The following is a 26,160-nucleotide window of genomic DNA, read 5'->3' on the forward strand; positions in this document are numbered from 1 at the left end:
CCTGTCTCTCCCCCCGTCTGCTTTTCCCCCGGTATTCGATTGTCTCTCGTCTGTGACACGGTCATTCTTGCCTGTCTTCGCCTTGCCGAGTGGGACGCACATTCTTGTCTGTCTCTCTTTGCGTTGCGCATCCATGAATGCAGAAGAGACGCGAAGTCGCGAAGGCGCGAAGCCAGACGCGAAGAAAGAGGGAGAGACGAACGCGACCCCGCTTTGCAACGGCGGTCTGGATAAGGCAAAACGCGAATCTATGCACCATTTTGCACCATTGTGCACCATCGGGTGAGGGTAAAGGGGTCCCCAACCTGTCTTGCTCGTCGGCTATTCAATTGTCAAAGAGCACACTATCCATCTCTACGCCCGCGCTGCGCGTTAGACGTCGGATTAGCGCAACGCCCTTCCTTTTCCTTCGCGTCCGCCTTCGCGCCTTCGCGCCTTCGCGTCTCTTCCTTCCTGATAAGAGAACGAGATACAGGCAAGCATGCCCGTGCCACAGAAGAGAGGCGAACGGGGGGAGAGAATACGGGGGGAGAGACAGGCAGGAATGCCTGTCCTACAGAAGAGCGGCGCGAACAACGCGGCGGGCCGTCATTCGTCGTCGTCCGAATCGTCGTCGGCCAAGCCGTGTTCCACGATGCCATCCAGATAGGCGTCGAGGTACTTGGTCACGAACAGATCGATCGCCCGCACGGTGTCGACATGGGTCATCCCCCAGACGGAGGCTTGCAGATGCTCGAATTCCGGGTCCATCTGCACCACGAGCACGTTGTCGACCGCCAGCACGGTGGGCAGTCGCTCGACGAGGGTTCCAGACAGCATGTTGACGCCGGGGCCGCCGACGCTGATCGCAGGGCGGGACTGCAGTTCCTCGTTGTTCAGGAAGAAAACGTCGCTGACGACCACCGGCGACAGCCGGGGCGACTGGCCGGGCGCCACGGCGGGCAGACGGGTGCGGAGGCGCTGGCGGACCTCCTCCTCAATGCGGTACGCGAGCGGGCGGTCACCCAGCTCGGCGGTCAGGCTGACGCCGGTGACGATCCAGAGCAGTGGGTCGGTATCGATGTCAGGCATGACGGGGTCCGGCCGAGCGAGCCTAAGCCATCGTGCGCTGCTGCACGATCGCGAAGTACTCGCGGTGGTCGGGCACGGTGGCGTTGCCGGAGGGGCGCGTGTTGGTCTTGGCGTTCAGTTCCTGCTGGAGGTCGCGCTCCATCTCTTCCAGCCGGTTGTTGTACGGCCCGAGGCGCAGGCCCTTGAACGTCCCCACCAGCCGCAGCGCGCCGGCGAGGTCGCCGTTGGTGCGCAGCGCATCGGCCTCGCGGCGGACCTCCTGGAAGACGGTGGGCATGTTGGCGGTGTCGCGGCCGATCGTGTCGGTGGCGAACCGCGCGGCCTCGGGGTACTGCACGCTCTTCAGCAGCGATTGCAGATACTGGCCGATCAGCGTCTCAACGACCGCGGGCGCCGGCTGATTCTGGGCGACCCAGAAGTCCAGCGCCGCCTTGAACGATCCCGCGGCCTCACGGTGCTGGCCGACCTGTGCCTGCACCTCGCCGAGGTTCTGCTGTTCTAGCGCCAGGTCCGAATCGTTGGGTTGGCGGCCTTCCTGCTGCAGTTTGTCGACGAGCACCTTCAGCACGCTCAGCCGCAGCGCCGGATTTTGGCGGAACTGGTCGGCTAACTGCTTCAGGCCGCGCTTGTCACCGCTGGGCAACACGCGGTTGACGGACGCGCTGGCCGCGGCACGGATCTCGTCGTCGGGCTCGTCCGCGCGGTTCATGCGTCGCAGCAGCAGCGAGACGTAGTCGAAGCTGCCGACCGAGCCCATGGTGCGAACGGCCGCCAGCCGCACCTCACGCTCGGTGGTGGCCGGGTCGAACAGGTCTGACAACCGGTCGGCGGCCTTCGGGTCACCCACGACGGCCATCGCGTTCAGCGCGGCCACGCGGACGGTGCGCGCCTCGCGCGGGTTCAGCAACTGGATAAACGTGGGCGTGAGCGACGCGTCGGCGATCGGCGCCAGGGCGGTCACGGTGGCGGCCCGCAGCGTCTCGGCGCCGGCCTTGGCGGCGCGGCCGCGCAACACGGCGACCAGTCGAGTGCGCGCCTCGGTCGCAGCGGCCGGGTCCGTCTCGCGCATCGTAGCGCCCAGTTGCCCCATCGCACGAACGGCCACCAGCGCGATGGCGTCGGATGGGCTATCCAGGAACGGCAGGATCGACCCTGCCGCCCGCGCGTCGCCCACGAATCCAAGCGTCACCAGCTGCGCCATGAGCGCGTCGACGTGCGTCTCCTGCGCCAGTTGAACGCGCAGCGGCTCGATCGCCTCGCGGTCGTTCACCGCGCGCAGCGTCAACGCCACCTCGATGCGGACGGCCGGGTCGCTGTCGCCGACCATGGTCCGCATTCGCTCGCGCGTGGCCGGCGACGGCGCGTTTGCGCCGCGCGCGTCGTCCCCCACCAGCGAGGCGCCCAGCGCCCGCACGGTCGGGCTGTCGTCGGACAGATATTTGGCCAGAGCTGAATCCTTCTGTGCACGGGGCATGGCCAGGTACTGCTCGCTCATCACCAATCGCAGGCGCGTCGCCAGCGCCTGCTCGCGGCGCGAGAGCACGTCAGAGCGGTTGGCCCGGGATGCCAACACGGCGGCGCGGAACGCCGTGTCGTTCTGCTGGCCAGCCTCAGCCCACCAGCGCGACCAACGCTGCCCATCGCGACCCCAATCGCGATGACCGGTGAGCACCCCGAGCGCCTCGGCGGCGGCGGCGCGGATGGCCTCGGATTCTAGATCGCTCTGCTGAAGTTCCACCAGCGCCGCGGCGGCACGCTTGTCGGTCAGCAGGCCCAGCGCGCCGATCACGGCGATGCGGGCCGCCTCGCGCTGCCGTGCGTCGGCACCGGCCGGGGCGTTGCGGGCGAACGTCACGAGGGCACGCAGCGCTTCAGGGTTGTCCTTATACGCAGCGAGCGCGCTGGCGACCGCGCCCGCCAGACGGACATCACCGCCCAGCAATTTCGTAAGGGGATCGACGAACGACTCGTCGACCGGCGGGTTGTCCGCCAGCGCGGCCGCGACGGCGATCTGGCCACGCACGTTGCTGGTGTCGGTCAGGACGGCCCGCAACTGAGCCATCGCCGCCGACGTCGCGCGCTCGGTGAGCCGGCGGGCAGCCTCGTCGCGCTGGCCCTGGGTGGCCACGGGGTCGTTGATCGTCTGACCCAGCTGTTGAATATCGCTTTGGATTGCCTCGGGCAGCGGGCGGGCCGAGGGCGTGGTGGAGGCCGTAACTGCAGCGCCCGGCGAGGTTTCAGTGACCGCTTGACCCAGCGACACGATGGGCGTGGCCGCGCAAACCGCGGTTGCCAGCATCATCGCGTTGAGCCAGTCTCGTGCCATCGGATCAGATCCACCTTTATCGTTATCACGCGTCACGGAGGTGCCTGGGCCGATTATTATCGGCAGAACACCGCGGGTCGGTCCTGCGGAAGGTACCGGATTTCAATCCAATTCGGAAGATGACCGGCGCTTCCGTCGTCGGTCGACTTTCACTGCGACCCGGCTCCCAGCCGCGCCGCTGGCCGCGGGACCGCCGCACGTCGCAAGCAACGCGTGCCAATCGAAGCCTCAGGCGACCCAACACCCACTATCCCGGTTTGAGCCATCAGCCACTGATGGCCTTACCCACGAGTTCACATCCTGTTGTTCCGTGGCCGTCCCGCCCGGGCAGGCCGGCCTGACCGTGGACCGGGCGGTGCAGTCCGTAGACTAGGCGATGCCGAACGCGGACCAGACGGTGCCGACCGCGGCGCTCGCGGTGGCGCTTTGCGAGTGGTATGCGCTGCGGCCGCGCCAGTCTCAGCCCGCTTGGCGGCCCGTTCGTTGACCTCCTGACCGAACTTCTTCAGTTCCTTCACTTCGCGCGGCGTTAGCGCCCGCACGTGGCCAACATTCAGGCCTTCCAACGTCAGCGGGCCCATGCGCACGCGCGTCAGGTCTCGCACCTTGTGCCCCAGCTTGGCCAGCATGCGGCGGACCTGCCGGTTGCGACCTTCACGCAGCGTCACCTCTAGGACACTCGAATCGCGTCCACGTTTGACCACTTTCGCCATCGTGCGGGCGGTCTTGAAACCCGCCCCGGTTTCGCGGTCGGCCAGCCAGACACCTTTGCCCAGTTCTTCGATGACCTCCCCGGTCACGAACCCGTCGACCACCGCCCGGTAGGTTTTCGGAACGCCGTACCGCGGGTGGGTGAGCCGGTTGGTAAGTTCTCCATCGTTGGTGAGGAACAGCAGCCCCTTCGATTCCGCATCCAGCCGCCCCACCGGATAGACCCGCGGGTGGCCCGGCGGCAGCAGGTCGATCGCGCGCGTCTGCTCGCCCTGGGCGACGTTCGTGCTGACCACGCCCTTTGGCTTGTTCATCAGCAGGTAGAACCGCTCGGTGGATTCCTTCCCCTCGCGCGAGACCAGCTTCACCGGTTCCTCGTCGACCGTCACCTTATCTTTGGCGGGATTGATGAGGATCGGCAGCTCGGTCATCGTCGTGCCGTTCACCGCGACGCGACCCTGGCGAATCATCTCTTCGACGCTCCGCCGCGAGGCGACACCGGCATTGGCGAGTACTTTTTGAATGCGTTCTTTCACTTCCACATCTTAGCGGCGAAGGTCCGATAAGGCGAAAATGGATTTGTGAGGAGATACTGACCGTCCATTCTCACCCTACAACTGCCACAGCAACACGAGGAAGATGCAGACGATCACCGTCACCACCGCCCACCGCGGAAACCGCCGACCCGTTTTGGCCTCTTCGATGTAAGTCCCACATCGCGGGCAGCGCTCGGCTTGTTCGTAGACGCTGGCGCCGCAGCGCGGGCACTCCACCGTGTCTACCTCGTCATCGTCGTCGGCAAGGTCCGCGTCGGCGTCGCCGATGTCCGCATCGTCCGGACCTTCGTCGTCGTCCCAGTCGTCGGTGGTGTCTTCCGTATCCCGGCGGGCCATGACGACTACCCCTCGCGTGTGGGAAACGTCACTTCCAGCCAGACGCAGTCGGCCAGCGTTTTGATGGTCGGGTTCTTCATCGCCGCCGGCAGCAGGACGGTGTCGCCACGGGAGATGGTGGTCGGTTCCTTGATGCCATCGACGCGTACCTCGGCCTTCCCTTCCAACATCATCCAGACCACCGGCTCGTCGTACGGCACCGCTTCCTCGACGCCCTCGGTCATGCGGACTTTTTCGATCTGAAAGAACGGCGACTTCACCAGCCGGGTGACCGTGGTGAAATAGCCGGCCACGTGCGAGCGCGTCTGCTGCGTCTTGTCGACACCGCTGAAGTCGATGCACTCCATCGCCTGTTGCACGTGCAACGCCCGCGGCTTGCCGGTGGCGGGTTCGATGCGGTTGAAGTCGAACACGCGGAACGTGGTGTCGCTTGGCGTCTGCACCTCGGCTACTAGAATGCCCGCGCCCAGTGCGTGCACCGTGCCGCTGGGCAGGTAGTGGCAATCGCCGGGCTTGATGGGGATGGCTTGGATCTTCGATTCGACGGTGCCGTCTTGGATCGACTTTTCGAACGCTTCGCGCGTGACGCCAGGCGCCAAGCCCTTCAGCAGCCGTGAGCCGGGATCGTTCTGCACAACGTACCACGCCTCGGTTTTCAGGTGCGCGCCGGGGTGCGCGTCGGCGTATGCCTGCGGGGGATGGACCTGCACCGACAGATCTTCCCGCGCGTCGAGATACTTGATCAAAATCGGAAACTGACCGTGGTCACCCACCAGCGGCACATTGCCGGTGAGCGCAACGCCGTGCGCCGTCACCAGTTCGTGCAGCGTCTTCCCCGCCAGCGGGCCGTTGATGACAATCGCGCTCACCCAGCGGTCCGATCCGTCCACCACGCCCGGTGGGAAGTCGTAGATTTCCCAGCTTTCACCGACCTGCTTTTCGCTAGGCAGCGGTTTGCCGAGGACGGTCTCAATTTTTCGCCCGCCCCAGATCTTCTCGACGAAGCGGGGTTTGAACATCAAGGGGTAGAGGGACATAGTGTTTCCTCGGTACGCCGTAACTCGTCATCCTGAGGTACTCCGAAGGATCGTCCCCCGTATTAGGTTACAAAGAGATCCTTCGGGATACCTCAGGATGACGATCCTCTGGCTTGGTATGAACGATCGCGGCCTGGTTGCTCAAGCAACCAGGCCGCGCATCAATTCATCTTCCGTAGGCCCAGTCAAACCTACTTGACGATGTTTTCCTTCTTGCCCATCGACAGCGCCAGGTCGATCACGCGGTTGCTGTAACCCCATTCGTTGTCGTACCAGCTGACGACCTTGAAGAAGTTCTTGTTCAGCTCGATGCCGGCGCCCTTGTCGAAGATGCTGCTGCGCGGGTCGTGGAGGAAGTCGGTCGAGACGACCTCTTCGTCGGTGTAACCCAGGATGCCCTTCAGGTCACCGCTCTCGCTGGCGGCCTTCATGGCCGCGGCGATCTCTTCGTAGCTGGTGGCCTTTTCGGTCTTGAAGGTCAAATCGACCACCGAGACGTCGGGCGTGGGAATGCGGAAGGCCATGCCCGTCAGCTTGCCCTTCAGTTCCGGCAGCACGAGCGTGACGGCCTTGGCCGCGCCCGTGGCAGCGGGAATGATGTTCTGCCCGGCGCCGCGGCCACCGCGCCAATCCTTCTTCGAAGGACCGTCGACGGTCGGCTGAGTGGCGGTCGTGGCGTGCACGGTCGTCATCAGGCCTTCGGCTAAGCCGAACTTGTCGTTGATCACCTTGGCGATCGGGGCCAGGCAGTTCGTCGTGCAGCTGGCGTTGCTGACGACCGTGTGCGTCGCGGGGTCAAAGCTGTTGTGGTTCACGCCGACCAGCAGCGTCTTGACCTTCTCGGGGTCCTTAGTGGGGGCCGAGATGATCACGCGCTTGGCGCCCGCCTTGATGTGGTTCTCAGCGCCGGCGAAGTCGGTGAACAGGCCAGTGCTCTCGATCACGTAATCGGCGCCAACCTTGCCCCAAGGCAGCTCGGCGGGGTTGCGGACCGCGAAGCACGGGATGAACTTCCCGTCGACGACGATGCCGTCCTCCTTGGCCTCCACGGTGCCATCGTACTTGCCGTGCGTGCTGTCGTGCTTCAGCAGGTAGGCGAGGTTGTCCGGCGGGACGAGATCGTTGATGCCCACGAACTGCACGTTCGGGTTCTTCACGCCCGCGCGGAAGACCAGACGACCGATGCGACCAAACCCGTTGATGCCGATTTTCAATGCCATGACGAAGCCTTTCTCGAGACGAAACTGATAAATCGCCACGGGCGTTGCCCACGGCGCGTGCGCGGGAAAATTAGGGCAGCGGGCGCAGCCTGTCAAGGAAACGACCGCGCCCAGGCCCCTGGCGAGCTCATGAGATAGTAGGCGTGGACATTTGCGCGGGACTCAATGGTCCCTCTCCCGGTACTCCGGGAAAGGGACCGGAACGCATGCCTAAGCAACTACGCTTGGCGCACCCTACTTCGTCGCCTTAAACGGCACCGCGGGGAAACCAGCGGCGTTCTTCAGGTTCACCTCGGGGTTGTCGCCCCAGGCGTAGCGGACGCTAGTGGGCGACTCGACACCCTCGGCCGACAGGACCACCGCCTGGCCGTCGATCTTCGCGTCGGCCCAGACGAACTTGCCGTCGTCACCGGCGACCGCGAAACCCTTGGGCGCCGCACCATCGGTCGTTGTTAAGCCGTCGGCGTGCGAGAAGCGCACGCGCAGTTTGTCGCCCGTGCTTCCCAGGTTCTCGAAGGTCGGACCGGCGTACTCGACGTCCTGCCCGTAGTCCTTCGCCAGCGCGATGGCGGACAGCCGCTTGCCCACGTCCTGCTTGTTGCGCGGGTGAATGTCCTTCTCGTCACCAATGTCGATCGTGACGGCCAAGCCGCTGTTGGGCAGCGAGTGCGCTACCTCGGCCTGCGCCTGACGCAGCTTGGCCCAATTGGTGTCGTTCGGTTGCTCGCTGCGCTTCATGAAGTTCGCCAACTGCACGATGTAGAACGAAAAGTCGCCGCGATCCCAATCCTTGCGCCACCCCTCAACCAGCAGCTTCATCAGGTCTGCGTATTCTGCGGGCCGACCGGCGTTGCTTTCGCCCTGATACCAGATCGCGCCGCGAATGCCGTAAGGGACGACCGGCGCGATCATGCCGTTGTACAGCACCGCCGGTTGGTTCGGGCTCTTCGTCGCCGGCTCGGCCGGGCGGGGCGGGATCGTCTTCGGGTCGATCACCCTCTCAACCGTGTACTGCCACGGCCCGGTCAGCGCCTGGTCGCCATTGGCCGTCGTTAGTTTCATCGCGTCGGCGGGGCCATAAAAGCCACCGTGGCCACCGATGTCGACCACGCGCACCGCGATCACGTTCTTACCCGCCTTCAACGTGCCGACGGGCAGTTCGTACTTGCGCGGGTGCGACCAGAAGTTCGGCGTGCTCACGCCGGTCTTGCCCACCTCCTTACCATTGACGTAGGTCGTGTCGAAGTCGTCGATCGCGCCTAACGCCAACGTCGCGGGCTTGCCGGCGGCGCCGGTGGGCACGTCGATTGTCTTGCGGAACCAGATGATGCCGTTGTGGTTTACGTCCGCCTGCTGCCAGGGTATCGGCAGCTCCATCGACTTCCAGTCGCTGGTGTCGTGGTCGGCGTTCATCCAGCCGGCTTCCTCGCCCTTGTTGGCACCGGTATCCGCGTTGCGCCGCTCCCACGCTTCGGTTTCGGCCTTGTACTTGGCCATGGCCTTCTCGGGGTTGGCAGCGGTCTGATTCCGGCGCTCGATCGACGCGTGGTAACGCTCGTCGGTCTTCAACTGGGGCTCGCTCGTCCATGCCTCGGCGATCGTGCCGCCCCACGACGAGTTGATCAGCCCCACCGGCTTGCCGGTTTTCTGATGAACCTCGCGACCAAAGTAGTAACCAACCGCGGTGAAGGACGGGATGCTGCTGGGTGCCGCGGCGACCCAAGTGCCGCTCAACTCCTGCATGGGTTCGTTCGCGATCACCTTCTTCACACGGAACTGGCGGATCTCCGGAAAGTTGGCAGCCGCGATCTCATTCTTCGCATCGTTGCTGTTGGCCACGCTCCATTCCATGTTCGACTGACCGGAGCAAAGCCAAACCTCGCCCACCAGCACGTTGCGCACCGTGATCGTGTTCGTGCCGGCGATCGTCAGGTCGAACGGGCCATTGGCGGCCATCGATTCAAGATCGAGGTTGACGCGCCACTTGCCCTTGTCGTCGGCAACCGTGTCGGCGGTGACGTTGTTAAACGTCACCTTGATCTTCTCGCCCGCATCGGCCGTGCCCCAGAGCGGGGTCTTCGCCGACCGCTGCAGGACCATGTTGTCGGAAATGATGGCCGGTAGTTCCACCGCCGCCACTGCCACCGACGACAACGCCAATGCCGCCACACTCGCCACGATCGACATGTTCATAAGCAGACCCTCGATTTGACCCACGAGCATCGTGGGGTTAAACGTCATACCACAAATGGGCGACAAAGTTGAACGAGATACGCAGTTGATTAGTGCTTCGTCGACCGCCCTCTCCGCTCCGCCGGCGCCTTGAGCGGGTCCTCGGGCCAGGCGTGCTTCGGATACCGCGCCTTCAGGTCTTTTCTCACTTGGAAATACGTGGTCGCCCAGAAATTTTTCAGGTCCTGCGTGACCTGCACCGGGCGATAGTTGGGCCCGAGTAGATGCAGCACGATCGGCACGCGACCATTGGCGACGCGCGGCGTCTCCGTCCAGCCGAACAATTCCTGCAACCGCACCGCCAATACAGGCGAGGGGCCGGTTGTGTAGTCCAGTTTCATCCGGCTGCCACTGGGCACCGCGATCGCCTGTGGCGCTTGCTGTTCGAGCAACCGGTCCAACGGAAACGGCAGCCGAGATTCTAACAACGATACCGGTGACGTCCGACGTACTTCATCGACCGACCGACGACCACTGCACGCCTCAGCGAGCACGTCTCCTAGTTCCGCATCGTCGAACAACGGCCAATCATGCTCGGCCATGTGCTGGCGCAACAGCGCAACGCGCGCCAGCACGTTGGCGGCCGCCTCGTCGTCGCTGAACCAAGCGCGGGCACGCGGTCGCAGCGCCGCGGCGAGGATCGCACCGGCGACAGCGTTGTCGACGGCGGCGTTGTCGTCCTCGGCCAGTGGCAGGTCGAGAAAGCGGGTCGTCGACCGCGCGACGACCCGCTGCTTTGCATCGTCGAACACGTGCACGCGCTCGCGCACGACCGCCTGCGGAAACATCTCCGCGAGCCACGTCGGATCGATCTCGCTGGCGATGCGGACGATTGCCTCGCCGGCCCGCGCGCGGTCGTCCGCCCGGGCGTCGACGGCGACGAAGTACTCAGCCGTCTTCACGATCGACTCGTTCGCAAGCCGTACGCCTGCCCCACCGACCATGACGGCCGCGCTGGCATCCCCACCGCGCCGCCGGCAGACGCGGTCCGGGTAGGCCGACAGCGCCAGGCGCAGCAGCGCGTCGTCATCAGGAACGGTGGCGTTGCGCACTTCGTTGGCGCCCGGCGCACCACGCCGCAGTTCGTCGCGCACGCGCGCGACTGTACGGGCGGCCTCGGGGTCGACTCCCGAATCGCGCAGGTGCCCGCCGAAGCGTTCGTGCTCGGCCCGATCCAGCATTTCCAGTCGAACGAGCAGATCGCTTCGACCGTGCGTGCGCGCGACACGCTCGTGCGGGCGGCCCTCGAACGTCGCGATGTCCTTCTCGCTCAGCAGCGCCGCCATCGTGGCCGCCTGGGGCCAGAGGTTGGCTTGCCGTGCGTCGACGAGCATGCGCCCGAGCCGTGGATGCACCGGCAACTGCGCCGCCTGCTCGCCACGCTTTGTAATGCGCCCGTTGCGCTCCGCGTCGGTCAGTCCCAACAGAAACAACAATCGCTCGGCGGCGGCCAGCGTGCGCTCGTCGGGCGCCTCGTACCACTCGAACGCCCGCACGTCCGCCCGCCCCCACGCGTGTAGCGTGAGCACTGTGGCGGCCAGATCGACCCGGCGAATCTCGGGCAACTCGAACGGTTCGAGCTCGTTTTGCTCCCGCTGCGTCCACAGCCGAATGCACCGCCCCGGCGCCGTTCGCCCCGCACGGCCAGCGCGTTGCGTGGCGGATGCGTTGCTGATCCGGCGGACTTCCAACCGGTCAAGCCCCCGCCGCACGTCGTAACCGGCCACGCGGGCGAGGCCGCTATCGATGACGGTGCGTACCCCGTTGATCGTGAGCGACGTCTCGGCGATGTTCGTCGCCAGAATCACCTTCCGGCGGTTCGCCGGTCGCAACGCGAGCGACTGTTGATCGGGCGGCAGGCTGCCGTGCAATGGCAGGACGAGCAGATCGTTCCGCGACGCCAACGGCGACAGCGCCCGGGCCGCCCGATTGATCTCGCCCGCGCCGGGGAGAAAGACGAGCACGTCACCCGCATCGTCCCGCGTCGGGTCGCTCAGCAACTCATCCAATGCAGCTGCGATGCGCGTTTCGATCGGGTTGCCACTGGGCGGTGTGTAGGCGACGTCGATCGGGTACGTACGCCCTTCCACCGTCACGATCGGCGCATCGTCCAGGAAGCGCGCCACTGGCTGCGCATCCAGCGTCGCGGACATCACGATGATGATCAGTTCCGGCCGGGCCGCGCACACTTCTTTCAACAGGGCGGCCGCCAGATCGGTGTGGATGCTGCGCTCGTGGAACTCGTCCAGAATCACGCAGCCGACGCCGTCCAGCAGTGGGTCGTCGAGCAGTTGGCGGGTGAGGATGCCCTCGGTCATCACGCGCAGCCGGGTATCGCGGCCGATCTTGCGATCGAACCGAACGTGGTACCCGACCTCGCCACCGACGCGCCATCCGTTTTCATCCGCGATCCGCTCCGCCGCCGCCCGCGCCGCCACGCGACGTGGCTGGAGCATCACGATGTTCGGATGCTCTTGCCCCAGCAGCCCCGCCCGCAAAATCGCCGGTGGCACGCGCGTCGTCTTGCCGGCACCCGGTGAAGCAACGAGCACGAGCCGCCTTGCCTCGCGCACGTGCGCGACGATCTGCGGCAGTTGGTTGTCGATGGGCAGTGGAACGGGCATACGCGGATAGTTTTAACCACGAAGCGGCGTAGACGCGACGACCTGAGGATTCGAGCACGAAGGCGTGGCAACGCAGCGTACTGAGTTCGTGGGCAGACGGACCCACTGTCATCCCGAGGGAGCGGTAGCGACCTGAGGGATCTCCCGGTGCCGCACGCGTACCGGTCATTCGAGATCCCTCGGGTCGATACCGCTTCCCTCGGGATGACAGGTGGAACACACCAGCATATAACGCGTATTATGGACGTTAACACCGCGATCGCACGCATGTTCGTTGTGGGGTTCGACGGTCACCACATTACCGATGACGTCCGCCGGCTAATCGACCGCGGCATCGGGGGCGTCATCCTGTTCACGCGGAACGTCGAATCGCCGGTACGACTGAACGCACTGTGCGCCGAGTTGAAGGGCCTGGCGAACGGTCGACCGCTGTTCATCGCGATTGATCAGGAAGGTGGCCGGGTCGCACGACTGCGCGACGGCTTCACCCCAATCCCTTCGATGCGGCAACTGGGCGCAACCGGCGACGCCACGCTCGCGCGGCGGGCGGGTGAAGTGCTCGGCCGCGAGCTGCGGGCGGTGAACATCGACGTGAACTTTGCGCCGGTGCTCGACGTCGACACGAACCCGGCCAACCCCGTCATCGGCAGCCGATCGTTCGGTGCCACGGCGGCGCTAGTGAGCGAGATGGGCACCGCGCTCATCGCCGGCCTGCAATCCGCGGGCGTGGCGGCCAGTGCCAAACATTTCCCGGGGCATGGAGACACGTCGCAGGACAGCCACCTCGACTTGCCGCGCCTGCCGCACGATTTGGAACGACTGGAGGCCGTCGAACTCGCCCCGTTCGCCGCTGCGGTGCGGGCGGGCGTGGCGTCAATCATGTCGGCACACGTGCTGTTCGAGGCGATCGACCCAGAATATCCCGCAACGATGAGCGCGCCCGTGCTGCAGGGCATCCTGCGCGACCGCTTCGGCTACGACGGCGTCGTCTTCAGCGACTGCCTGCAGATGAACGCGATCGCCGAGCACTACGGCGTCGAACAAGCCGTCATCCGCGGTATGAACGCGGGTGTCGACTCCTTCCTCATCTGCCACCATGCGAACGTGCAGATCGAGGGCATTGAAGCGCTGGTGAAGGCGGTAAAGGACGGCCGCGTAAGCCAGGCGAGAATTGCACAGGCGAATCGGCGTATCGACGCAATGTGCGAGCGTTTCGTCAGGCCGGCGGTGCCGTTCGACGCGACGCAGCTTCGCGCCGAAGCGAGCTTGCGCCTCGTCGACGACATCGAGCGCCGAAGCGTGATGGCGCCCGACACGTCCGCCGATCCGACCGCCCGCGTGCCGTAGCAGCAGCAGCGCGCGGCTCAGCCGTTCGATTTTGACGATAAGTTTATAGTCGGCCGAACGAACGGGTTCTGCGAACGTTTATTTCTTATGCAGAGCGCAACCATTAACATCAACAGCGTGCTTAGCAGCGACCTCGACACCGATCTTCGCCGTGCGCGGACGCTGGCCGTCCTGCTGGACAGCCAGTTCGAAATCGCCGGCATCAAGTTCGGGCTGGACGGCCTGGCGGGCTTGGTCCCGGTCGTGGGCGACACCGTCACGGCCGTCGCGGCGCTGTACCCGATCTACGTTGCCCGCAAACACAATCTCGGGCAGGACGTCGTCGCCCGCATGATGGTCAACGTGGCGCTCGACTACGTGACCGGCCTGATCCCGCTCATCGGCGATCTGGCCGACGTGGCGTTCAGGGCCAATCTGAAGAACCTGGCCCTTCTGGAAAAGGCCGCCGAGCGCCGGCGGTAGAATCAGCGAAAGTCGGGACGCCACCTTCGATGACAACGGCGGCGTCCTCAGAACGCCTCGGCGTACCGCTCGATGATCCCCACCAGCCGCGTCTGCGACTGAATCCCGTAGAACAACTCGCGGTCGAACAGCGTGCGCTGCAGGACGGCTGTCTGCTCGGCGGTGGCCATGCGGTGTTGCCAGTCTTCGATGGAAGGGGCGTGGGCGTGCGCCTTCATCTCGCGGTGCATCTTGGCGAACAACGCGGCGCGTTCGAGCGATTTGCGCGGGGCCTCGGCGATGGCCGTGACCAGTTCCCGTTTTGCCTCGCCGAGCACGCGGTGCTTGATCTGGTGCCCCTCCAGCCGCAGGCAGGGCAGGCAGGCCCGCTCCTGGCCGACGGCGCCGGGGAAGTAGAGCGTGGCGGTCGCGACGCTGAAGCGCGGTGGGTCGATCGCGAAGTATCGCGCGATCAGCTTGTCCAGCACCTGGTCGTAGCGCCCGCCGCCAATGCCGTGGATGAACTGGTCGACCAGCAGCAGCCGGAAGAACATGGTCAGCGTGAGCGCTCGTGGCGCCAGCCGCAGGTTGTGCCGGCGGAGCCATGCCCCCAGCGCGGCGGCGGCGTCCCAGGCGTTTAGCGCGCGGTCGAAGACGAACGCATCATCCGCCAGCACCAGCGACCACTGCCCGTCCACCTCCACCAGCACCGCGCGCTGTCGCGAGCCGTCGGTAAGGTTGTCGAACCACAACGGCACTTCGCACGCGCCACTGCCCACCTTCAGGTCGGGCATGGGCCGGCCTGGATTGTCGATCGCGTTCTCATCCCGGTACTCATGCAATGCCGCGTTGTAGGCGGCCGCGAACTCGCCGGCGTTGGCGCAGACATGGTGCGCGAGCGCCAGGAACGGCTCGGCGAAAAAGATCGGCGACGCCAACATCGCGTGGTGCCGCAGGCCGAGCGACCAGTCGAGCGCGTGCGTCGCGTTCGTCAACGCGTTCGACAGCGTTACATCCTCCAGCGCCAGCTTCGTCATCGACGCAAAGAACGGCTCGGCCGCGGGCTTGAAGTCCCAACTGCCGGCGGCCGCGTGAAGGTCGTGTTGCAGCTGCGCCAGGTGCGCCGGCGTGGGCTGCGCCAGTCGGCCGCTCCAGTCGGCCTTGGTGATGTCCGGGTCGTCGGTGATCGGCGCCCCACCGCCGGGCCAGCGCAGCTGCAGGTGCTTAGGCGCGTCCGTATCCACGGCGAAGAAGTAGCCGTCGCCACCGGCGATGCGCGACAGCGCATCCATCATTGCGTGCTTGGCCCACACGCCGGGATGATATAGTTCGGTCTGGTGCCCCGTGGCGATCAATGGCTTATCGGCGTCTGTGTGGCCGATCCACTCCCGCATGCGCGTGCGCAGTTCGGGCAGCGGCACGTTCTGGATGCGCACCTGCGTTGCGTGACCCAGATGTTTGGCATTGTCGCGCGTCTGCTGAAGTAGCGCAGCGGGCTCGGGCCAGATCAGCGTTTGACCGTCGCCGGTCGGCGCCTTCCAGTCGGCGTAGCGGGCGGTGGAAAGGGACGTGGTGGCCGGCATCGCTTAACGCCTCGTGGAATCAGTCAGACGCGCGGCGGCGTTCATTTGGAACAACAACACGACGACGCCTCGCACGCCGCATCGGCGGTGTTCGCGTCGCTGTCGACATCGTTCATCAGCGCGATCTCGCGATCGAGCACGGCGGTATAATGCTTCAAGCGGTTCGTCGGATCATCCAACTGCCCGCCGAAGTGCCGCGAGGGGTCGTTGTAGATCAACCGGACCGGGATCTCCTTCAGCCGCAGGTTGTGCTTCACCACGCGCGGCCAGAGCTGCATGGGAAACGCATAGCCCGGCTCGGTCAGTCCCAGCTTAACCGTCGCGCTCACGCGGTGCGCCTTGTAGCCGCAAAATGCATCCGTGATATTCAGCTTAAACAAATCGTTCAGGCGAGCGGTCAGGCTGGCGTTGATCGATCGGCGGTCGACCGGGGGCAAATCGTCTCCATCTTCCTGTGTCAAATAGCGCGACCCACTGACGACGTCCCACTGGTCGGTCGCGATCTCAGCCAGAAAGTCGGGGATGCGGGCCGGTTCGTGCTGCTCGTCGCAGTCCATGGTGATGACCCAGTCGTACCCGTGGGCGTCGGCGTAGCAGAAGGCGTCGATCAGGCTCCGGCCGTACCCTTGGTTGGGGCGATGCGTTAGAACCTGTATATCCCTCCTGGCCGCCAGGATTCGGGGGGTGTCGTCGTTACTGCCGTCATCGATTACCAGCACATCGCGATGATATCGTGCTACCTTATCTAAGACGTCGTCGGCGTACTTCTGCTCGTTGTGGACCGGGATCGCAATCAATGTTCGCACGGTGAAAAGACTCCGAGTTAACCGTCCCAGTCGCGACAAAAGACGCAGACGCGACCGATCGTAGAAGCGCCAGTGGAGTGGGTCAACCGCCAAACACCGTCGCAGGCAAGCGGTCGGTTTGCCCCGCGCACTGGCGACGCGGTATAGTGCCGAAGAGGCGAGGAAACAAAATCGATGCCGAAACAGAACACGATCGTAGTGGCCCTTTTATCGACCGCGGTGGCGACTGCCACGTTGTTGGTTGGCTGTAAGTCGTCCGGGCGGCAGCAGGGTTCGCTGGAGGCCATCGACCTCTACGTCGCCGGCGTGCGCGCTTACCAAAGCGGTGACCAGGACGCCGCCATCACCAACCTACGCGCCGCCACCGAGGCCAACACGCGCCTGATCATGGCGGCCACGCTACTGGGCAACCTGTACAAGAGCCAGGGCGAATACGACAAGGCACGCGAGGTCTACGAGCGCGTGGCCCAGCTCGATCCCTACACGCCGGACAACCACTACAGCTTAGGCCTGACTTACCAGTTGCTGGACCAGTTGGAACAGGCCACCTCGAGCTATCAGCGCCTGCTGCAGCTGGAGCCGGACCACTTCGAAGGCAACATGAACCTGGGTTCCGTTCGTCTGGCGATGAACGATCCCGACGAGGCCCTGCGCACGCTGCGCAAGGCGACCGAGATCAACCCGAAGAACGCCGCCGCCTGGGCCAACCTTGGCGTGGCGCTGGACGCCAAGGGCGACTTCCCCGAGGCCGAGAAGGCCTATCGCACGTCGATCGACTTGCGCAGCGATCAGCGGTCGACGTTGATGAACCTGGGCGCCAACCTCGTGCGCCAGAAGAAGGCCAGCGAAGCCATCCCGGTGCTCGAACAAGCGCTGTCGCAAAGCGACGACCCCTTCGCCCGCAAGTTGTATGGCGACGCGCTGGCGCAGGCGGGCCGGCTCGATGAAGCCCTGAAGCAGTACGACGCCGCCCTGAAGCAGAACGGCCGCTACGCCAACGCGCTGGCCGAGAAGGGCAACACGCTGATCGCCAAGTACAAGAAGGGGTTGGAACTCGACGAAACGTTGAAGACCGCCGCGGTGGACGCGTGGAATAAGAGCCTGGAGATCAACCCGCAACAGGCCCGCGTGCGCGAATCGCTTGAGCAGTGGAACAAGCAGGGAATGTAGTCCGACCGTGGCATGGGCGTCTCGCCCATGCGTGTGAATGGAACAAGAAATGCTATTGATGGCGGGCCACTTCGATTGAGCTGTTGCAACAAATCAGATTGCATGACCTCATCAAGTGCATGGGCGAGACGCCCATGCCACGTCGAAGAGGCCAACGCCCAGGCGCAATGAAACCCAAGTCCTCCACCACCCTCACGATCCTCCTCGACACGCCCGACTTCGTGGCCATCAACAAGCCCGCGGGGCTGGCGACGATTCCCGGGCGCGCCGAGACCGATAGCGTCCTCGAACGGCTCGGCCGGCAATTGAACCTGCCCTCCACCGGCACCGCCGACCCGCGGTTGCGCGTCGTGCATCGCCTGGACAAGGAAACCAGCGGCGTGCTGCTCTTCGCCAAGCACACCGAAGCGCAGCGGCACCTGTCGCACCAGTTTCAGAACAACACGATCGAGAAGGAGTACCTCGCCCTGATCGCCGGCCGACCCGATTCCGACCACGGCGACATCAAGGCCCCGCTGGCCGTCCACCCGACCGACAAGAAGCGCATGGCCGTCGTGAAACACGGCGGCCGCCCCGCGCGCACCGAGTGGCGCGTCGAGAAAGCCTTCCGCGGCTTCGCGCTGCTGCGCGTCTTCCCCAAGACCGGCAAGACCCACCAGATCCGCGTGCACCTGAAGCACATCGGCCTGCCGCTGGCGATCGACCCGCTCTACAACCGCCGGGCGACAGGCGTACCGGACGACCTCTTCCTCAGCAGTTTCAAGAAGGACTACCGCCCCCCGCGCGGCCACTACGAACGCGCCCTCATCTGCCGCCTGACTTTGCACGCCGAGAAGCTTCGCGTGGTCGGCATGAACGGCGAACCGATCGAGGTTGTCGCCCCGCTGCCGAAGGATTTTGGCGCCACGATCAACCAGATGTCCCGCCACGCCGTGTGACGCGTAGCGATGCAATTTTTGACGATCAACACGTCGCCTGCACAATAGTGCGAGCGACCGAATACCTGCTCTTGGGGAGAATCTCGTGACCAACTCAACTGTTTCCACTGGCACCACGGCGCCCGCAACGCCCGCACCGCGTAAGCCGATGCTGTTCATCCTGCAGAGCGGCATCATCACGTCGGCGATCGCCCTGGCGGCGGTCTACTTCCTGAACAAGCACGCCCAGGACGTGAACATCATGGGTTGGTACGCCAACTATGTGATTCCGCTGGGCGCGATCCTGGTCGGGCTGATCGCCGGCAGCGGCTACGGCATCGCATCGTGGTTCACGGGCGCCAAGATCAGCCGCGGGCTATTGGGCGCGGTGGTGCTGCTGCAGACGACCGCCTACTTCGCCGCCGAGTACGTCGAGTACCGCGAGTTCCGCGGCATGCTCGAGCAGTTCCGCAACGTAATCGTGACCGAGACCGGCGAGTCGTTCGAGATCCCCGGCTTCGTCGAGTACTACCAGGACAAGGCCGAGAGCTTCGCCTGGCAGCCGAAGAACGGTGAGGGGGAAGGCGAACCGATGGGCGGGTGGGGTTACCTCTTCGTCGGCCTCGGCGCAATCGGCTTCATCGCCGGCGGGCTGATCGTGCCTGCCGCTCTGATGGCCAAGCCCTACTGCGACGCCTGCCAGACCTACAAGAAGACCAGGAACCTCGGCCTGCTGCCCGCCAGCGTTGCCCATCGCAAGGTGAAGAAGTCCGACACCGAAGGCCAGGCCGCCTACGTGGCCGAGCAGGCCAAGGCCGCCGAGCAGGGCAGCGAACAGCTCGCCCGCCTGAACGAGCTGACGACCGCCGACGACAGCGCCGGCTATCTCGCGGAACTGAACGAGTACAAGGGCAACCAGAGCGACGTGAAGAAACTGCCGCGCCGCATCGACATCAGCCTGCAGTACTGCGACACCTGCCACGGCGGGCAGCTGCTCTACAACGTCGTCACCGGCACCGGCGACAAGGCCACGATCGAAGTGCTGGCCGCCGTGCCCGTCAGTGCCGCGTTCACGCGTGCGCTAACGACCTGATCTGCCGTCCGACCGCCGCCTTCTTATCCCCTCTCCCGGTACCCCGGGGGAGGGCTAGGGAGGGGGCCTCCCTCTACCCCCCAACAACGTTCACCCCCGCGCGCTACGCCGCGATCGTCCGCGTCTGCGCCGCAATCAGCTTCGCCATCCCCGGCGTCACGCCGAAGCTGACGTTGTGCTGCACCCAGTCGCCGGCCTTGCGCGACCGCACCGCCCGCACGTGGTACGTCACGCTCGCCACCCCCGCCGGCAGCGTGGTGTCGTGGAACCGCTTGGTCCCCACCACGCCCAGGAAGACGCGCTCGGTGCCGAACCCACCGCTGCGCCATACCTCGTACATGGTGCCACGCGCCCCGCGCGGGTTGTCGCACGCCCACTTTAATAGTCCCGTTCCGATGCCGTTGAGGACGAACGTGAAGCGAACTGGTATCCCCGGCGGCGGCAACGGCGATGCGGCATCGCGGACGCTTAGTCCCAGTTTGATCCGCGTGGAGTCGCTTACGGCTGCGTTGCCCGCGATCACCTTCGCCAGCGCCGATGCCATCTGCCGGACGAACTTTTCCGCGCTGTTCTTCGTCGTCACCTCAGCAACAGTGCGGTTGTTCCGATTGCTCGTCGCCTGATACGCCGCCTGCCACTCTGCATCGGCCGCCACGTAAGCCGCCGCTGCTGCTTCGGGTAAACCGTACTCGGCCCACGACGCGCTGATCTTCTCCGCAAACGCCCGCGAGCCAATCGCCAACTCCGCTTCCGTGCCCGTGAAAAAGCTCTTGCTCATATGAATTCCCTTTATCCGCCCGCGGCCTTAGCCGCCCATGCCCGCTTCCCCGTCTCTATCGACGCGCCCGCCCGCCCAGTTCACCCGCAGAGGCGTTTTCATGCCAAAATCATCGTTATCGGTCGCACATCCGCCTCAAACGGTCGACGTTTCGCGCCAAACGGTCGACGTTTTGCCACAAACGGTCGACGTTTCAGGCCAAACGGTCGACCGTTCACGTCAAACGGTCGACGCTCCGTCTTGAACGGTCGACGTTCCGCCCTGAACGGTCGACCGTTCGACTCGGACGGTCGACGTGTCACCTCAAACGGTCGACCGTCCCACCCAAACGGTCGACCGCCCGCCCCGGGAACGGCTCCGATCCCCTAAGCACAAGCGGCGTAACCCCCATCGCGTCCATCAATCATGCTATTGTGCGCCGCGCGCCGATCATCATCCCCACTCGCCCGACCGCCCCATCGCTGCAACTGGCGGTCAACCCCGCTCTTGCGTGCACTTTCATGATCTACTACGGGAATGCTATGATGCGCACTGCGCCAATCAACGTGAATCGGCCGGTCAGGTCAATCACTAGTTATGCGTTGAGGAGATGCAGCATGAACGTTCCTCCACTGATCCGGTCCGTATTGGCGGTCGTCATCGTGTGTGCGACCGCGTTCGAAGGTCGGGGCCAGGACGTTCCCGCCACGCAACCAACAGTAACACGCGATGCGTTCGTGAAAGAGATCAACGCCATGGGTATGGCGTTACTCGATGTGATGCCAGCGGACGAAGCCGCGTTGAAAGATCCCGTCAAACGTGCTGAGGTTGGACAATTGGCCATACCGATCGTGAAGAAGGCCTTGGCAGCCATCGATCGGGCGCCGCTCACCTGCGGCGGCGGAAACATGTCGCCGATGAAGGCGGAATGGGAGCCAATGCTCATCTTCTTCGGAGACGAGGAGTTCACACGGCTCGTCCAACGACAAGCCGCGGGCAACGATGAGGCGGCCTTCAATGCTCAGCTCAACTTGGCATTAGCCAATGCCGCCTTGGCAATGGATGATAAAGAAAAGACCGAGTCGTTCGTAAAGAAGATAGTCGACCTGGCCAGACAGAAGCCAGAATCGGAGCGCGCGACGTTGGCACTGATCCGCATGAAAGATGACGAACGGCTGGGCGACACAAGTCGGCAGGGCGTGCAGTCGGCACTGGATCAGGCCACAAGCCCCACCGCAATCTCCCTGCGGCCATACCTCACGACGAAGCCCGCTCCCTAAACTTCGGCTTGATCGCCGGTGCGGCCAACGCATAACCAAACGCTGCAATGGACCGGCCCCGCGTTGAGCATTCTGGTAAACTCGATTCTCGGTCGGCGCGGTGCCGGCCATTGAACGTTGATCCGTTATCTGTAGAAGCAATCCCCATGTACCACACGAACCTCGACACGTCCGCCGTCCAATGGTCGCCGATGGACGCGCGGGGCATCTCGATGAAGATGCTGTACCGCGACGCCGCGAGCGGCGCGATGACGGCGATGACGCGGATGGCGGCGGGCAGCGCGTTGCCGGCGCATCGCCACTCGGCGGCGGACCAGACCGTGTTCGTGCTGGAGGGCGACCTGATCGACGCGGGCGCCACCTACGGCCCCGGCAGCTTCCTCGTCGCCAAAGCCGGCTCGCCGCACGGGCCGCACGGCACCGCGGGTGGCTGCGTGCTGCTGACGACCTACTCGGCGACGCCGGACTTTGTGATGGTGGAGTGAACGGGGGTTTATGCGGGACGCGCTGTTGGGGTTTGGGGCTTGGTCATTTGTTTGGCATTGGGGCTTGGGATTTTGGCTGTGAGAAATCCGGGGGAGACACAGACAAGAATGTCCGTGCCACAGAAGACGGGGGGAGATCGGGGGGAGAGACAGGCAGGAATGACTGTCCTACAGAAGAGGAAGAGAGACAGACAAGAATGTCCGTCCCACCGCCCTACTGCTTGCCTAAGAGCTTGGCATTCAGTCGGGGCGCCAGCAGTTCCAGCGGGGTCACGTGCTTTACGCGGGCGATCCAGATTGTCCACCCGAGCAACAGGATGGCCGTGAGGTAGTTTTGCCAGCTGCTCAGTTCCCACGCGTGCTGCGTGAGGTAGCCGCGGTCGTCGAACGGCCACCAGTAGTGGATCTTCCACAATGGCCCGGACCCGAAGAAGTCCATCAGCAGATGCAGGTGAAACAGGCCGAGGTAGAGCAGGAAGCACTTCAGCTTGTGCGCCGAGATCGCCGCGGCCGCGAGGCTGTAGAGTAGCCCGACCAGCAGGTTGTGGCCGACGATGTGGTGAAAGCGCCAGTACGCCTCTTCGCCGAAGAAGAAGCCGAGCCCGTCGAGGTCGTGCACGCTGGCCGCCACCATCGCCAGCAGCCGTTCGCGCGGCGACAGGTTGAAGCAGTTGGCGACGCACCAGCCGGACAGGATGTGCGTGGGAATGTGCATGCGGGATCGACTCGGTTTGTCTCAGTTGGGGCAACCGGGACGAAAATCAAAATGACCAAGCCCCAATGCCAAACAAATGACCAATGACCAAATCCCAGTAGGAGAGCCGCTTCGCGCTTCCTTCGCGACTTCGCGTCTTCGCGTCTCTGCCTGAAGACGGCGGGAGAGACGGGCGCGGCCCGCCCTATTGGCCGGCCATCAGCACCGCGATGATCCCCTTCTGCGCGTGCAGCCGATTCTCGGCCTGCGGGAAGATCAGCGACTGCGGGCCCTCCATCACGGCGTCGCTGATCTCCAGGCCGCGGTAGGCGGGCAGGCAGTGCAGGACGACGGCTTGCTTGGGGGCGTTGCTGAGCAGTTGTTCGTCGATGCAGAAGCCGGCGAAGTCTTTGATCCGGCGGGCCTTCTCGGCCTCCTGGCCCATGCTGACCCAGGTGTCGGTGTAGACGGCGTCGGCCTCCTGCACGGCTTCGGCCGGGTCGTTCGTGACGATGTATTCCATGTCCGGCACGAGCGACATCACGCGGTCGACGTCCTCGTTCGGCAGCATGTAGCCGGCGGGCGTGGCGCACACGAACCGCATGCCCAGCTTGCCGCAGGCGATCGCCAGCGAGCGCGTGACGTTGTTGCCATCACCCACGTAGGCGAGCGTGCGGCCCTTCAGGTCGCCGAAGTGTTCCTCGAGCGTGAGCATGTCCGCCATCGCCTGGCAGGGATGGTTGTAGTCGGTCAGACCGTTGATGACGGGGACGGTGGCGTACTTGGCCAAGTCGGTGATCTTCGCGTGCTCGAACGTGCGGGCCATGATGCCGTCGCACATGCCGCTGAGCACGCGGGCGACGTCCTGCACCGGCTCGCGCTTGCCAAGGCCCACCTCTTCGTCGCGCAGCAGCAGGCCGTTGCCGCCGAGGTGCGTCATGGCGACCGCGAAGCTCACGCGCGTGCGCAGCGAGGGCTTTTCGAAGACCATTGCCAGCGTCTTGCCCGCCAGCAGCGCGTCGTTCTTCCCCGTGGATTTGTACTGTTGCTTCAGCCGCTTGGCGACGTCCAGAAAGTGCCGGATTTGATCGGGCGTGAAGTCGGCGATGGAGATGAAGTCTTTCATGGCAAGCCTCAATGACCAAACCAGAATGACCAATCAATGACCAATGCCCATGTCCCAATCTCGACCCCATTGGTCATTGGTGCTTGGACATTATTTGGTCATTCGGGTTTGGTCATTGGTGATTACAGAACAATCTCCGTCCCGATCCCCGCCTCGGTGTAGATCTCCAGCAGCAGCGCATGGGGAATGCGGCCATCGATGATGTGCGTCTTGGTCACGCCGCCCTTGAGCGCGGCGATGCAGGCCTCCACCTTGGGCAACATGCCGGCGCCGATCGCGCCGCTCTTGACCATCTCGTCGATCTGCGGAACGGTCAGGCTGCGCACGAGGCTGTCGGGGTCTTTGGGGTCGGTGCGGATGCCGTGAGTGTCGCTGATGACGACCAGTTTCTCGGCCTTCATCGCGGCAGCAACCGCGCCGGCGGCGGTGTCGGCGTTCACGTTCAGCTTACCGCCGGCCTTGTCGCGGGCGATCGTGGCGATGCAGGGGATGCTGTCGGCCTGCACCAGCAGCCGAAGCAGGCGGGCGTTGACGTCCGTCACGTCGCCGACGAAGCCCAAGTCGATCCGCCGGCCGTCGTCACCCTTCAGGTAGGTCTTCTCGGCGAACAGCACCACGCTCGCCAGCGAGTGCAGGCCCATCGCCTCGCACCCCTGGCTCTGGATGAAGTTCACGATGAACCGGTTGACCTGATTGCACAGCACGTGCTCGGCGATCGCCAGCGTGCGCTCGTCGGTATACCGGCGGCCCATCACCATCTGCGGCTGCAGGCCGGCCTTGGTCATCGCGTCGTTGATCGCCTTGCCGCCGCCGTGCACGAGCACGGGCTGCATGCCGACGTAGTTCATGAAGACGATGTCGACCAGCAGGTTGGTGAGCGCGGTCTCGTCGTCCATGATCGACCCGCCGACCTTCACGACGATCACCTTGTCGTTGAACCGCTGGATGTAGCCCAGCGCCTCGATCAGTGCGCTGGCCTTATCGATCGCTTCGTTCATCACCATCTGATTACGGCCTCCCACAGGGACGAAACGGCAGAGGATACGGACGTTGGCGCGGGGTGTCAAAATGGTTGGGTACGTCAGAAGCGAAGTGGTCGGGATCGCGCTCTGGCCCCTCTCCCGGTACCCCGGGGGAGGCTGGGAGGGGGCGATTCAAATTGCAGACGGCCCACGAACGAGCACGAAGGAGCACGAAGTTTCGCGCGCAGCTAAACTGCTTCTCTTATTCGTGTTCCTTCGTGCCCATTCGTGGGCAGATCCCCGAGCAACCCGACTAAGGCAATTCGAATCACCCCCACCTAGCCTCCCCCGGAGTACCGGGAGAGGGACCGGAGTGGCGTGGTCAGACGTCCCGACTTCCCTTGACTCCGCCCGCCATCGACCGGACCATGCCGAACCATGTCAACCAACAACAACGAAGCGCTCCGCCTCTCCGGCTTTACCGATGAAATTTCGCCGCAACTGGACGATCAGATCAGCGCGGCCAAGGAACTGGGCCTGACCCATGTTGAGCTGCGCGGCGTGTACGGGAAGAACGTCCTCGATTTCGATTCGGCCCTGCGCACCGAGATCAAGACGAAGCTGACGGCTGCGGGCATGGGCGTGATCTCGATTGGCTCGCCGATTGGCAAGGTGAAGATCAGCGATAGCTGGGACGAGCACTTCGAGCGGTTCAAGGTCGCGGTCGACGCGGCCGAGTTCTTCGGGGCGCCGTTCATCCGCGTCTTCAGCTACTACCCCGCCGACAACGAATCGCACGCCGACCTGGTGAGCAGGCACAAGGACGAGGTCGTGCGTCGGTTCAAGCAGAAGGTCGAGTACATCAAGGAACGGCCGGTCGTGATGGTTCACGAGAACGAGGGCAAGATTTACGGCGAGAAGGGCCGCGAGTGCCGCATCCTGATGCAAGAGGTGAACTCGCCGAAGCTGCGCAGCGCGTTCGACTTTGCCAACTTTGTGCAGGCCGGCGAGCACCCGATCAACAATTGGCCGATGCTGAAGGAATACACCGTCCACATCCACATCAAGGATGCGCTGCTGGCCGGTGGCAAGGTCGTGCCCGCGGGCCAGGGTGATGGCGACATCGAACCGATCCTGCGCGACGCGTACGCCAGCGGCTATCGCGGTTTCCTGAGCCTCGAGCCCCACCTGGCCGCCCATGGTCAGTTCAGCGGCTTCAGTGGCCCGGCGCTGTTCAAGACGGCGGTCGAGGCGCTCCGCACGCTGGCAGCGAAGATCAACGTGCCGTTGGCGGGGAAGTAGGGACGGGCGTAAGTCTTGTCCCTCTCCCATGTATTCATGGGAGAGGTTAGGTGAGGGTGATTTCGAAATGCCGACGGTTCGGG

General features: G+C 64.5%; 22 protein-coding genes. 8 read left to right on the top strand and 14 right to left on the bottom strand.

Annotation, left to right across the window (positions count from 1 at the left end; translation table 11 throughout):
* Window positions 1–588: 588 nt before the first annotated feature.
* The 8 genes from VGN72_07140 to hrpB all read right to left on the bottom strand — a co-directional run bounded on the left by VGN72_07140 (window position 589) and on the right by hrpB (window position 12,114).
* Window positions 589–1,071 (bottom strand): hypothetical protein, encoded by a 483-nt coding sequence (locus tag VGN72_07140; protein ID HEV7299123.1) that lies wholly within the window; start codon window positions 1,069–1,071, stop codon window positions 589–591.
* 22 nt (window positions 1,072–1,093) lie between these two features.
* Window positions 1,094–3,397: a HEAT repeat domain-containing protein gene (locus VGN72_07145; GenBank protein HEV7299124.1), complete on the bottom strand. Its 2,304-nt coding sequence runs from the start codon at window positions 3,395–3,397 to the stop codon at window positions 1,094–1,096.
* 293 nt (window positions 3,398–3,690) lie between these two features.
* The gene (locus VGN72_07150) at window positions 3,691–4,644 is read right to left on the bottom strand and encodes a pseudouridine synthase (protein ID HEV7299125.1); all 954 of its coding nucleotides are present in this window, start codon (window positions 4,642–4,644) and stop codon (window positions 3,691–3,693) included.
* Between the two features lie 75 nt (window positions 4,645–4,719).
* Window positions 4,720–5,001 (bottom strand): hypothetical protein, encoded by a 282-nt coding sequence (locus tag VGN72_07155; protein HEV7299126.1) that lies wholly within the window; start codon window positions 4,999–5,001, stop codon window positions 4,720–4,722.
* Between the two features lie 5 nt (window positions 5,002–5,006).
* The gene (locus VGN72_07160) at window positions 5,007–6,038 is read right to left on the bottom strand and encodes a type I phosphomannose isomerase catalytic subunit (protein ID HEV7299127.1); all 1,032 of its coding nucleotides are present in this window, start codon (window positions 6,036–6,038) and stop codon (window positions 5,007–5,009) included.
* Window positions 6,039–6,229: 191 nt separating this feature from the next.
* Complete coding sequence (gene gap, locus VGN72_07165) at window positions 6,230–7,258, bottom strand: type I glyceraldehyde-3-phosphate dehydrogenase (protein HEV7299128.1); 1,029 nt, start codon at window positions 7,256–7,258, stop codon at window positions 6,230–6,232.
* A 234-nt stretch (window positions 7,259–7,492) separates the two neighbouring features.
* Window positions 7,493–9,451, bottom strand: a complete 1,959-nt coding sequence (locus tag VGN72_07170; protein HEV7299129.1) for a sialate O-acetylesterase — start codon at window positions 9,449–9,451, stop codon at window positions 7,493–7,495.
* An 89-nt stretch (window positions 9,452–9,540) separates the two neighbouring features.
* Entirely contained in the window at window positions 9,541–12,114 is a 2,574-nt protein-coding gene (hrpB, locus tag VGN72_07175) for an ATP-dependent helicase HrpB (protein ID HEV7299130.1), read from the bottom strand.
* Window positions 12,115–12,354: 240 nt separating this feature from the next.
* Here hrpB and nagZ point away from each other — a divergent pair, with 240 nt between their 5' ends.
* Both nagZ and VGN72_07185 read left to right on the top strand, forming a co-directional pair.
* Window positions 12,355–13,461, top strand: a complete 1,107-nt coding sequence (gene nagZ / locus VGN72_07180; GenBank protein ID HEV7299131.1) for a beta-N-acetylhexosaminidase — start codon at window positions 12,355–12,357, stop codon at window positions 13,459–13,461.
* Window positions 13,462–13,548: 87 nt separating this feature from the next.
* Window positions 13,549–13,923: a DUF4112 domain-containing protein gene (locus VGN72_07185; GenBank protein HEV7299132.1), complete on the top strand. Its 375-nt coding sequence runs from the start codon at window positions 13,549–13,551 to the stop codon at window positions 13,921–13,923.
* Window positions 13,924–13,970: 47 nt separating this feature from the next.
* Here VGN72_07185 and VGN72_07190 read toward each other — a convergent pair whose 3' ends face one another.
* A complete protein-coding gene (locus VGN72_07190; protein HEV7299133.1) occupies window positions 13,971–15,485 on the bottom strand; it encodes a hypothetical protein in 1,515 nt (504 codons plus the stop codon).
* A 41-nt stretch (window positions 15,486–15,526) separates the two neighbouring features.
* Entirely contained in the window at window positions 15,527–16,291 is a 765-nt protein-coding gene (locus VGN72_07195) for a glycosyltransferase family 2 protein (protein ID HEV7299134.1), read from the bottom strand.
* 174 nt (window positions 16,292–16,465) lie between these two features.
* On the opposite strand from VGN72_07195, the gene VGN72_07200 reads away from it, so the two are divergent.
* The 3 genes from VGN72_07200 (at window position 16,466) to VGN72_07210 (ending at window position 19,471) form a co-directional block, all read left to right on the top strand.
* Window positions 16,466–17,461, top strand: coding sequence for a tetratricopeptide repeat protein (locus tag VGN72_07200; protein ID HEV7299135.1), 996 nt, complete (start codon window positions 16,466–16,468; stop codon window positions 17,459–17,461).
* Between the two features lie 167 nt (window positions 17,462–17,628).
* Window positions 17,629–18,399, top strand: a complete 771-nt coding sequence (locus VGN72_07205) for an RluA family pseudouridine synthase (protein HEV7299136.1) — start codon at window positions 17,629–17,631, stop codon at window positions 18,397–18,399.
* A gap of 85 nt (window positions 18,400–18,484) precedes the next feature.
* On the top strand, window positions 18,485–19,471 hold the full coding sequence (locus VGN72_07210; protein HEV7299137.1) for a hypothetical protein: 987 nt from the start codon (window positions 18,485–18,487) through the stop codon (window positions 19,469–19,471).
* 103 nt (window positions 19,472–19,574) lie between these two features.
* Here the strand turns inward: VGN72_07210 and VGN72_07215 are convergent, their stop codons facing one another.
* Window positions 19,575–20,249 (bottom strand): hypothetical protein, encoded by a 675-nt coding sequence (locus tag VGN72_07215; GenBank protein HEV7299138.1) that lies wholly within the window; start codon window positions 20,247–20,249, stop codon window positions 19,575–19,577.
* 596 nt (window positions 20,250–20,845) lie between these two features.
* Here VGN72_07215 and VGN72_07220 point away from each other — a divergent pair.
* Together VGN72_07220 and VGN72_07225 are read left to right on the top strand one after the other, a co-directional pair.
* The gene (locus tag VGN72_07220; GenBank protein ID HEV7299139.1) at window positions 20,846–21,508 is read left to right on the top strand and encodes a hypothetical protein; all 663 of its coding nucleotides are present in this window, start codon (window positions 20,846–20,848) and stop codon (window positions 21,506–21,508) included.
* Window positions 21,509–21,654: 146 nt separating this feature from the next.
* Window positions 21,655–21,993, top strand: a complete 339-nt coding sequence (locus VGN72_07225) for a cupin domain-containing protein (GenBank protein HEV7299140.1) — start codon at window positions 21,655–21,657, stop codon at window positions 21,991–21,993.
* Between the two features lie 214 nt (window positions 21,994–22,207).
* On the opposite strand, the gene VGN72_07230 is transcribed toward VGN72_07225, so the two are convergent.
* From VGN72_07230 to argB, 3 genes are all read right to left on the bottom strand, one after another.
* Complete coding sequence (locus tag VGN72_07230; GenBank protein HEV7299141.1) at window positions 22,208–22,708, bottom strand: hypothetical protein; 501 nt, start codon at window positions 22,706–22,708, stop codon at window positions 22,208–22,210.
* A gap of 184 nt (window positions 22,709–22,892) precedes the next feature.
* Window positions 22,893–23,813, bottom strand: a complete 921-nt coding sequence (gene argF, locus VGN72_07235) for an ornithine carbamoyltransferase (protein ID HEV7299142.1) — start codon at window positions 23,811–23,813, stop codon at window positions 22,893–22,895.
* Between the two features lie 122 nt (window positions 23,814–23,935).
* Window positions 23,936–24,811, bottom strand: coding sequence for an acetylglutamate kinase (argB, locus tag VGN72_07240; GenBank protein ID HEV7299143.1), 876 nt, complete (start codon window positions 24,809–24,811; stop codon window positions 23,936–23,938).
* Window positions 24,812–25,213: 402 nt separating this feature from the next.
* Between argB and VGN72_07245 the strand changes: the two genes are divergently transcribed.
* Window positions 25,214–26,077, top strand: coding sequence for a sugar phosphate isomerase/epimerase family protein (locus VGN72_07245; protein ID HEV7299144.1), 864 nt, complete (start codon window positions 25,214–25,216; stop codon window positions 26,075–26,077).
* Window positions 26,078–26,160: the final 83 nt, after the last annotated feature.

Source organism: Tepidisphaeraceae bacterium (genome assembly GCA_035998445.1).
Classification (GTDB): Bacteria; Planctomycetota; Phycisphaerae; order Tepidisphaerales; family Tepidisphaeraceae; genus DASYHQ01.

Excerpts from the sequence above, each read along its gene's own strand:
- VGN72_07140 (HEV7299123.1), bottom strand. The coding sequence starts at position 1,071 with ATGCCTGACATCGATACCGACCCACTGCTCTGGATCGTCACCGGCGTC.
- VGN72_07145 (HEV7299124.1), bottom strand. The coding sequence starts at position 3,397 with ATGGCACGAGACTGGCTCAACGCGATGATGCTGGCAACCGCGGTTTGC.
- VGN72_07225 (HEV7299140.1), top strand. The coding sequence starts at position 21,655 with ATGTACCACACGAACCTCGACACGTCCGCCGTCCAATGGTCGCCGATG.
- VGN72_07200 (HEV7299135.1), top strand. The coding sequence starts at position 16,466 with ATGCCGAAACAGAACACGATCGTAGTGGCCCTTTTATCGACCGCGGTG.
- VGN72_07170 (HEV7299129.1), bottom strand. The coding sequence starts at position 9,451 with ATGAACATGTCGATCGTGGCGAGTGTGGCGGCATTGGCGTTGTCGTCG.
- VGN72_07215 (HEV7299138.1), bottom strand. The coding sequence starts at position 20,249 with ATGAGCAAGAGCTTTTTCACGGGCACGGAAGCGGAGTTGGCGATTGGC.
- VGN72_07190 (HEV7299133.1), bottom strand. The coding sequence starts at position 15,485 with ATGCCGGCCACCACGTCCCTTTCCACCGCCCGCTACGCCGACTGGAAG.
- gap (HEV7299128.1), bottom strand. The coding sequence starts at position 7,258 with ATGGCATTGAAAATCGGCATCAACGGGTTTGGTCGCATCGGTCGTCTG.
- VGN72_07245 (HEV7299144.1), top strand. The coding sequence starts at position 25,214 with ATGTCAACCAACAACAACGAAGCGCTCCGCCTCTCCGGCTTTACCGAT.
- hrpB (HEV7299130.1), bottom strand. The coding sequence starts at position 12,114 with ATGCCCGTTCCACTGCCCATCGACAACCAACTGCCGCAGATCGTCGCG.
- VGN72_07185 (HEV7299132.1), top strand. The coding sequence starts at position 13,549 with ATGCAGAGCGCAACCATTAACATCAACAGCGTGCTTAGCAGCGACCTC.
- VGN72_07220 (HEV7299139.1), top strand. The coding sequence starts at position 20,846 with ATGAACGTTCCTCCACTGATCCGGTCCGTATTGGCGGTCGTCATCGTG.
- VGN72_07155 (HEV7299126.1), bottom strand. The coding sequence starts at position 5,001 with ATGGCCCGCCGGGATACGGAAGACACCACCGACGACTGGGACGACGAC.
- nagZ (HEV7299131.1), top strand. The coding sequence starts at position 12,355 with ATGGACGTTAACACCGCGATCGCACGCATGTTCGTTGTGGGGTTCGAC.
- argB (HEV7299143.1), bottom strand. The coding sequence starts at position 24,811 with ATGAACGAAGCGATCGATAAGGCCAGCGCACTGATCGAGGCGCTGGGC.
- VGN72_07160 (HEV7299127.1), bottom strand. The coding sequence starts at position 6,038 with ATGTCCCTCTACCCCTTGATGTTCAAACCCCGCTTCGTCGAGAAGATC.
- argF (HEV7299142.1), bottom strand. The coding sequence starts at position 23,813 with ATGAAAGACTTCATCTCCATCGCCGACTTCACGCCCGATCAAATCCGG.
- VGN72_07205 (HEV7299136.1), top strand. The coding sequence starts at position 17,629 with ATGAAACCCAAGTCCTCCACCACCCTCACGATCCTCCTCGACACGCCC.
- VGN72_07230 (HEV7299141.1), bottom strand. The coding sequence starts at position 22,708 with ATGCACATTCCCACGCACATCCTGTCCGGCTGGTGCGTCGCCAACTGC.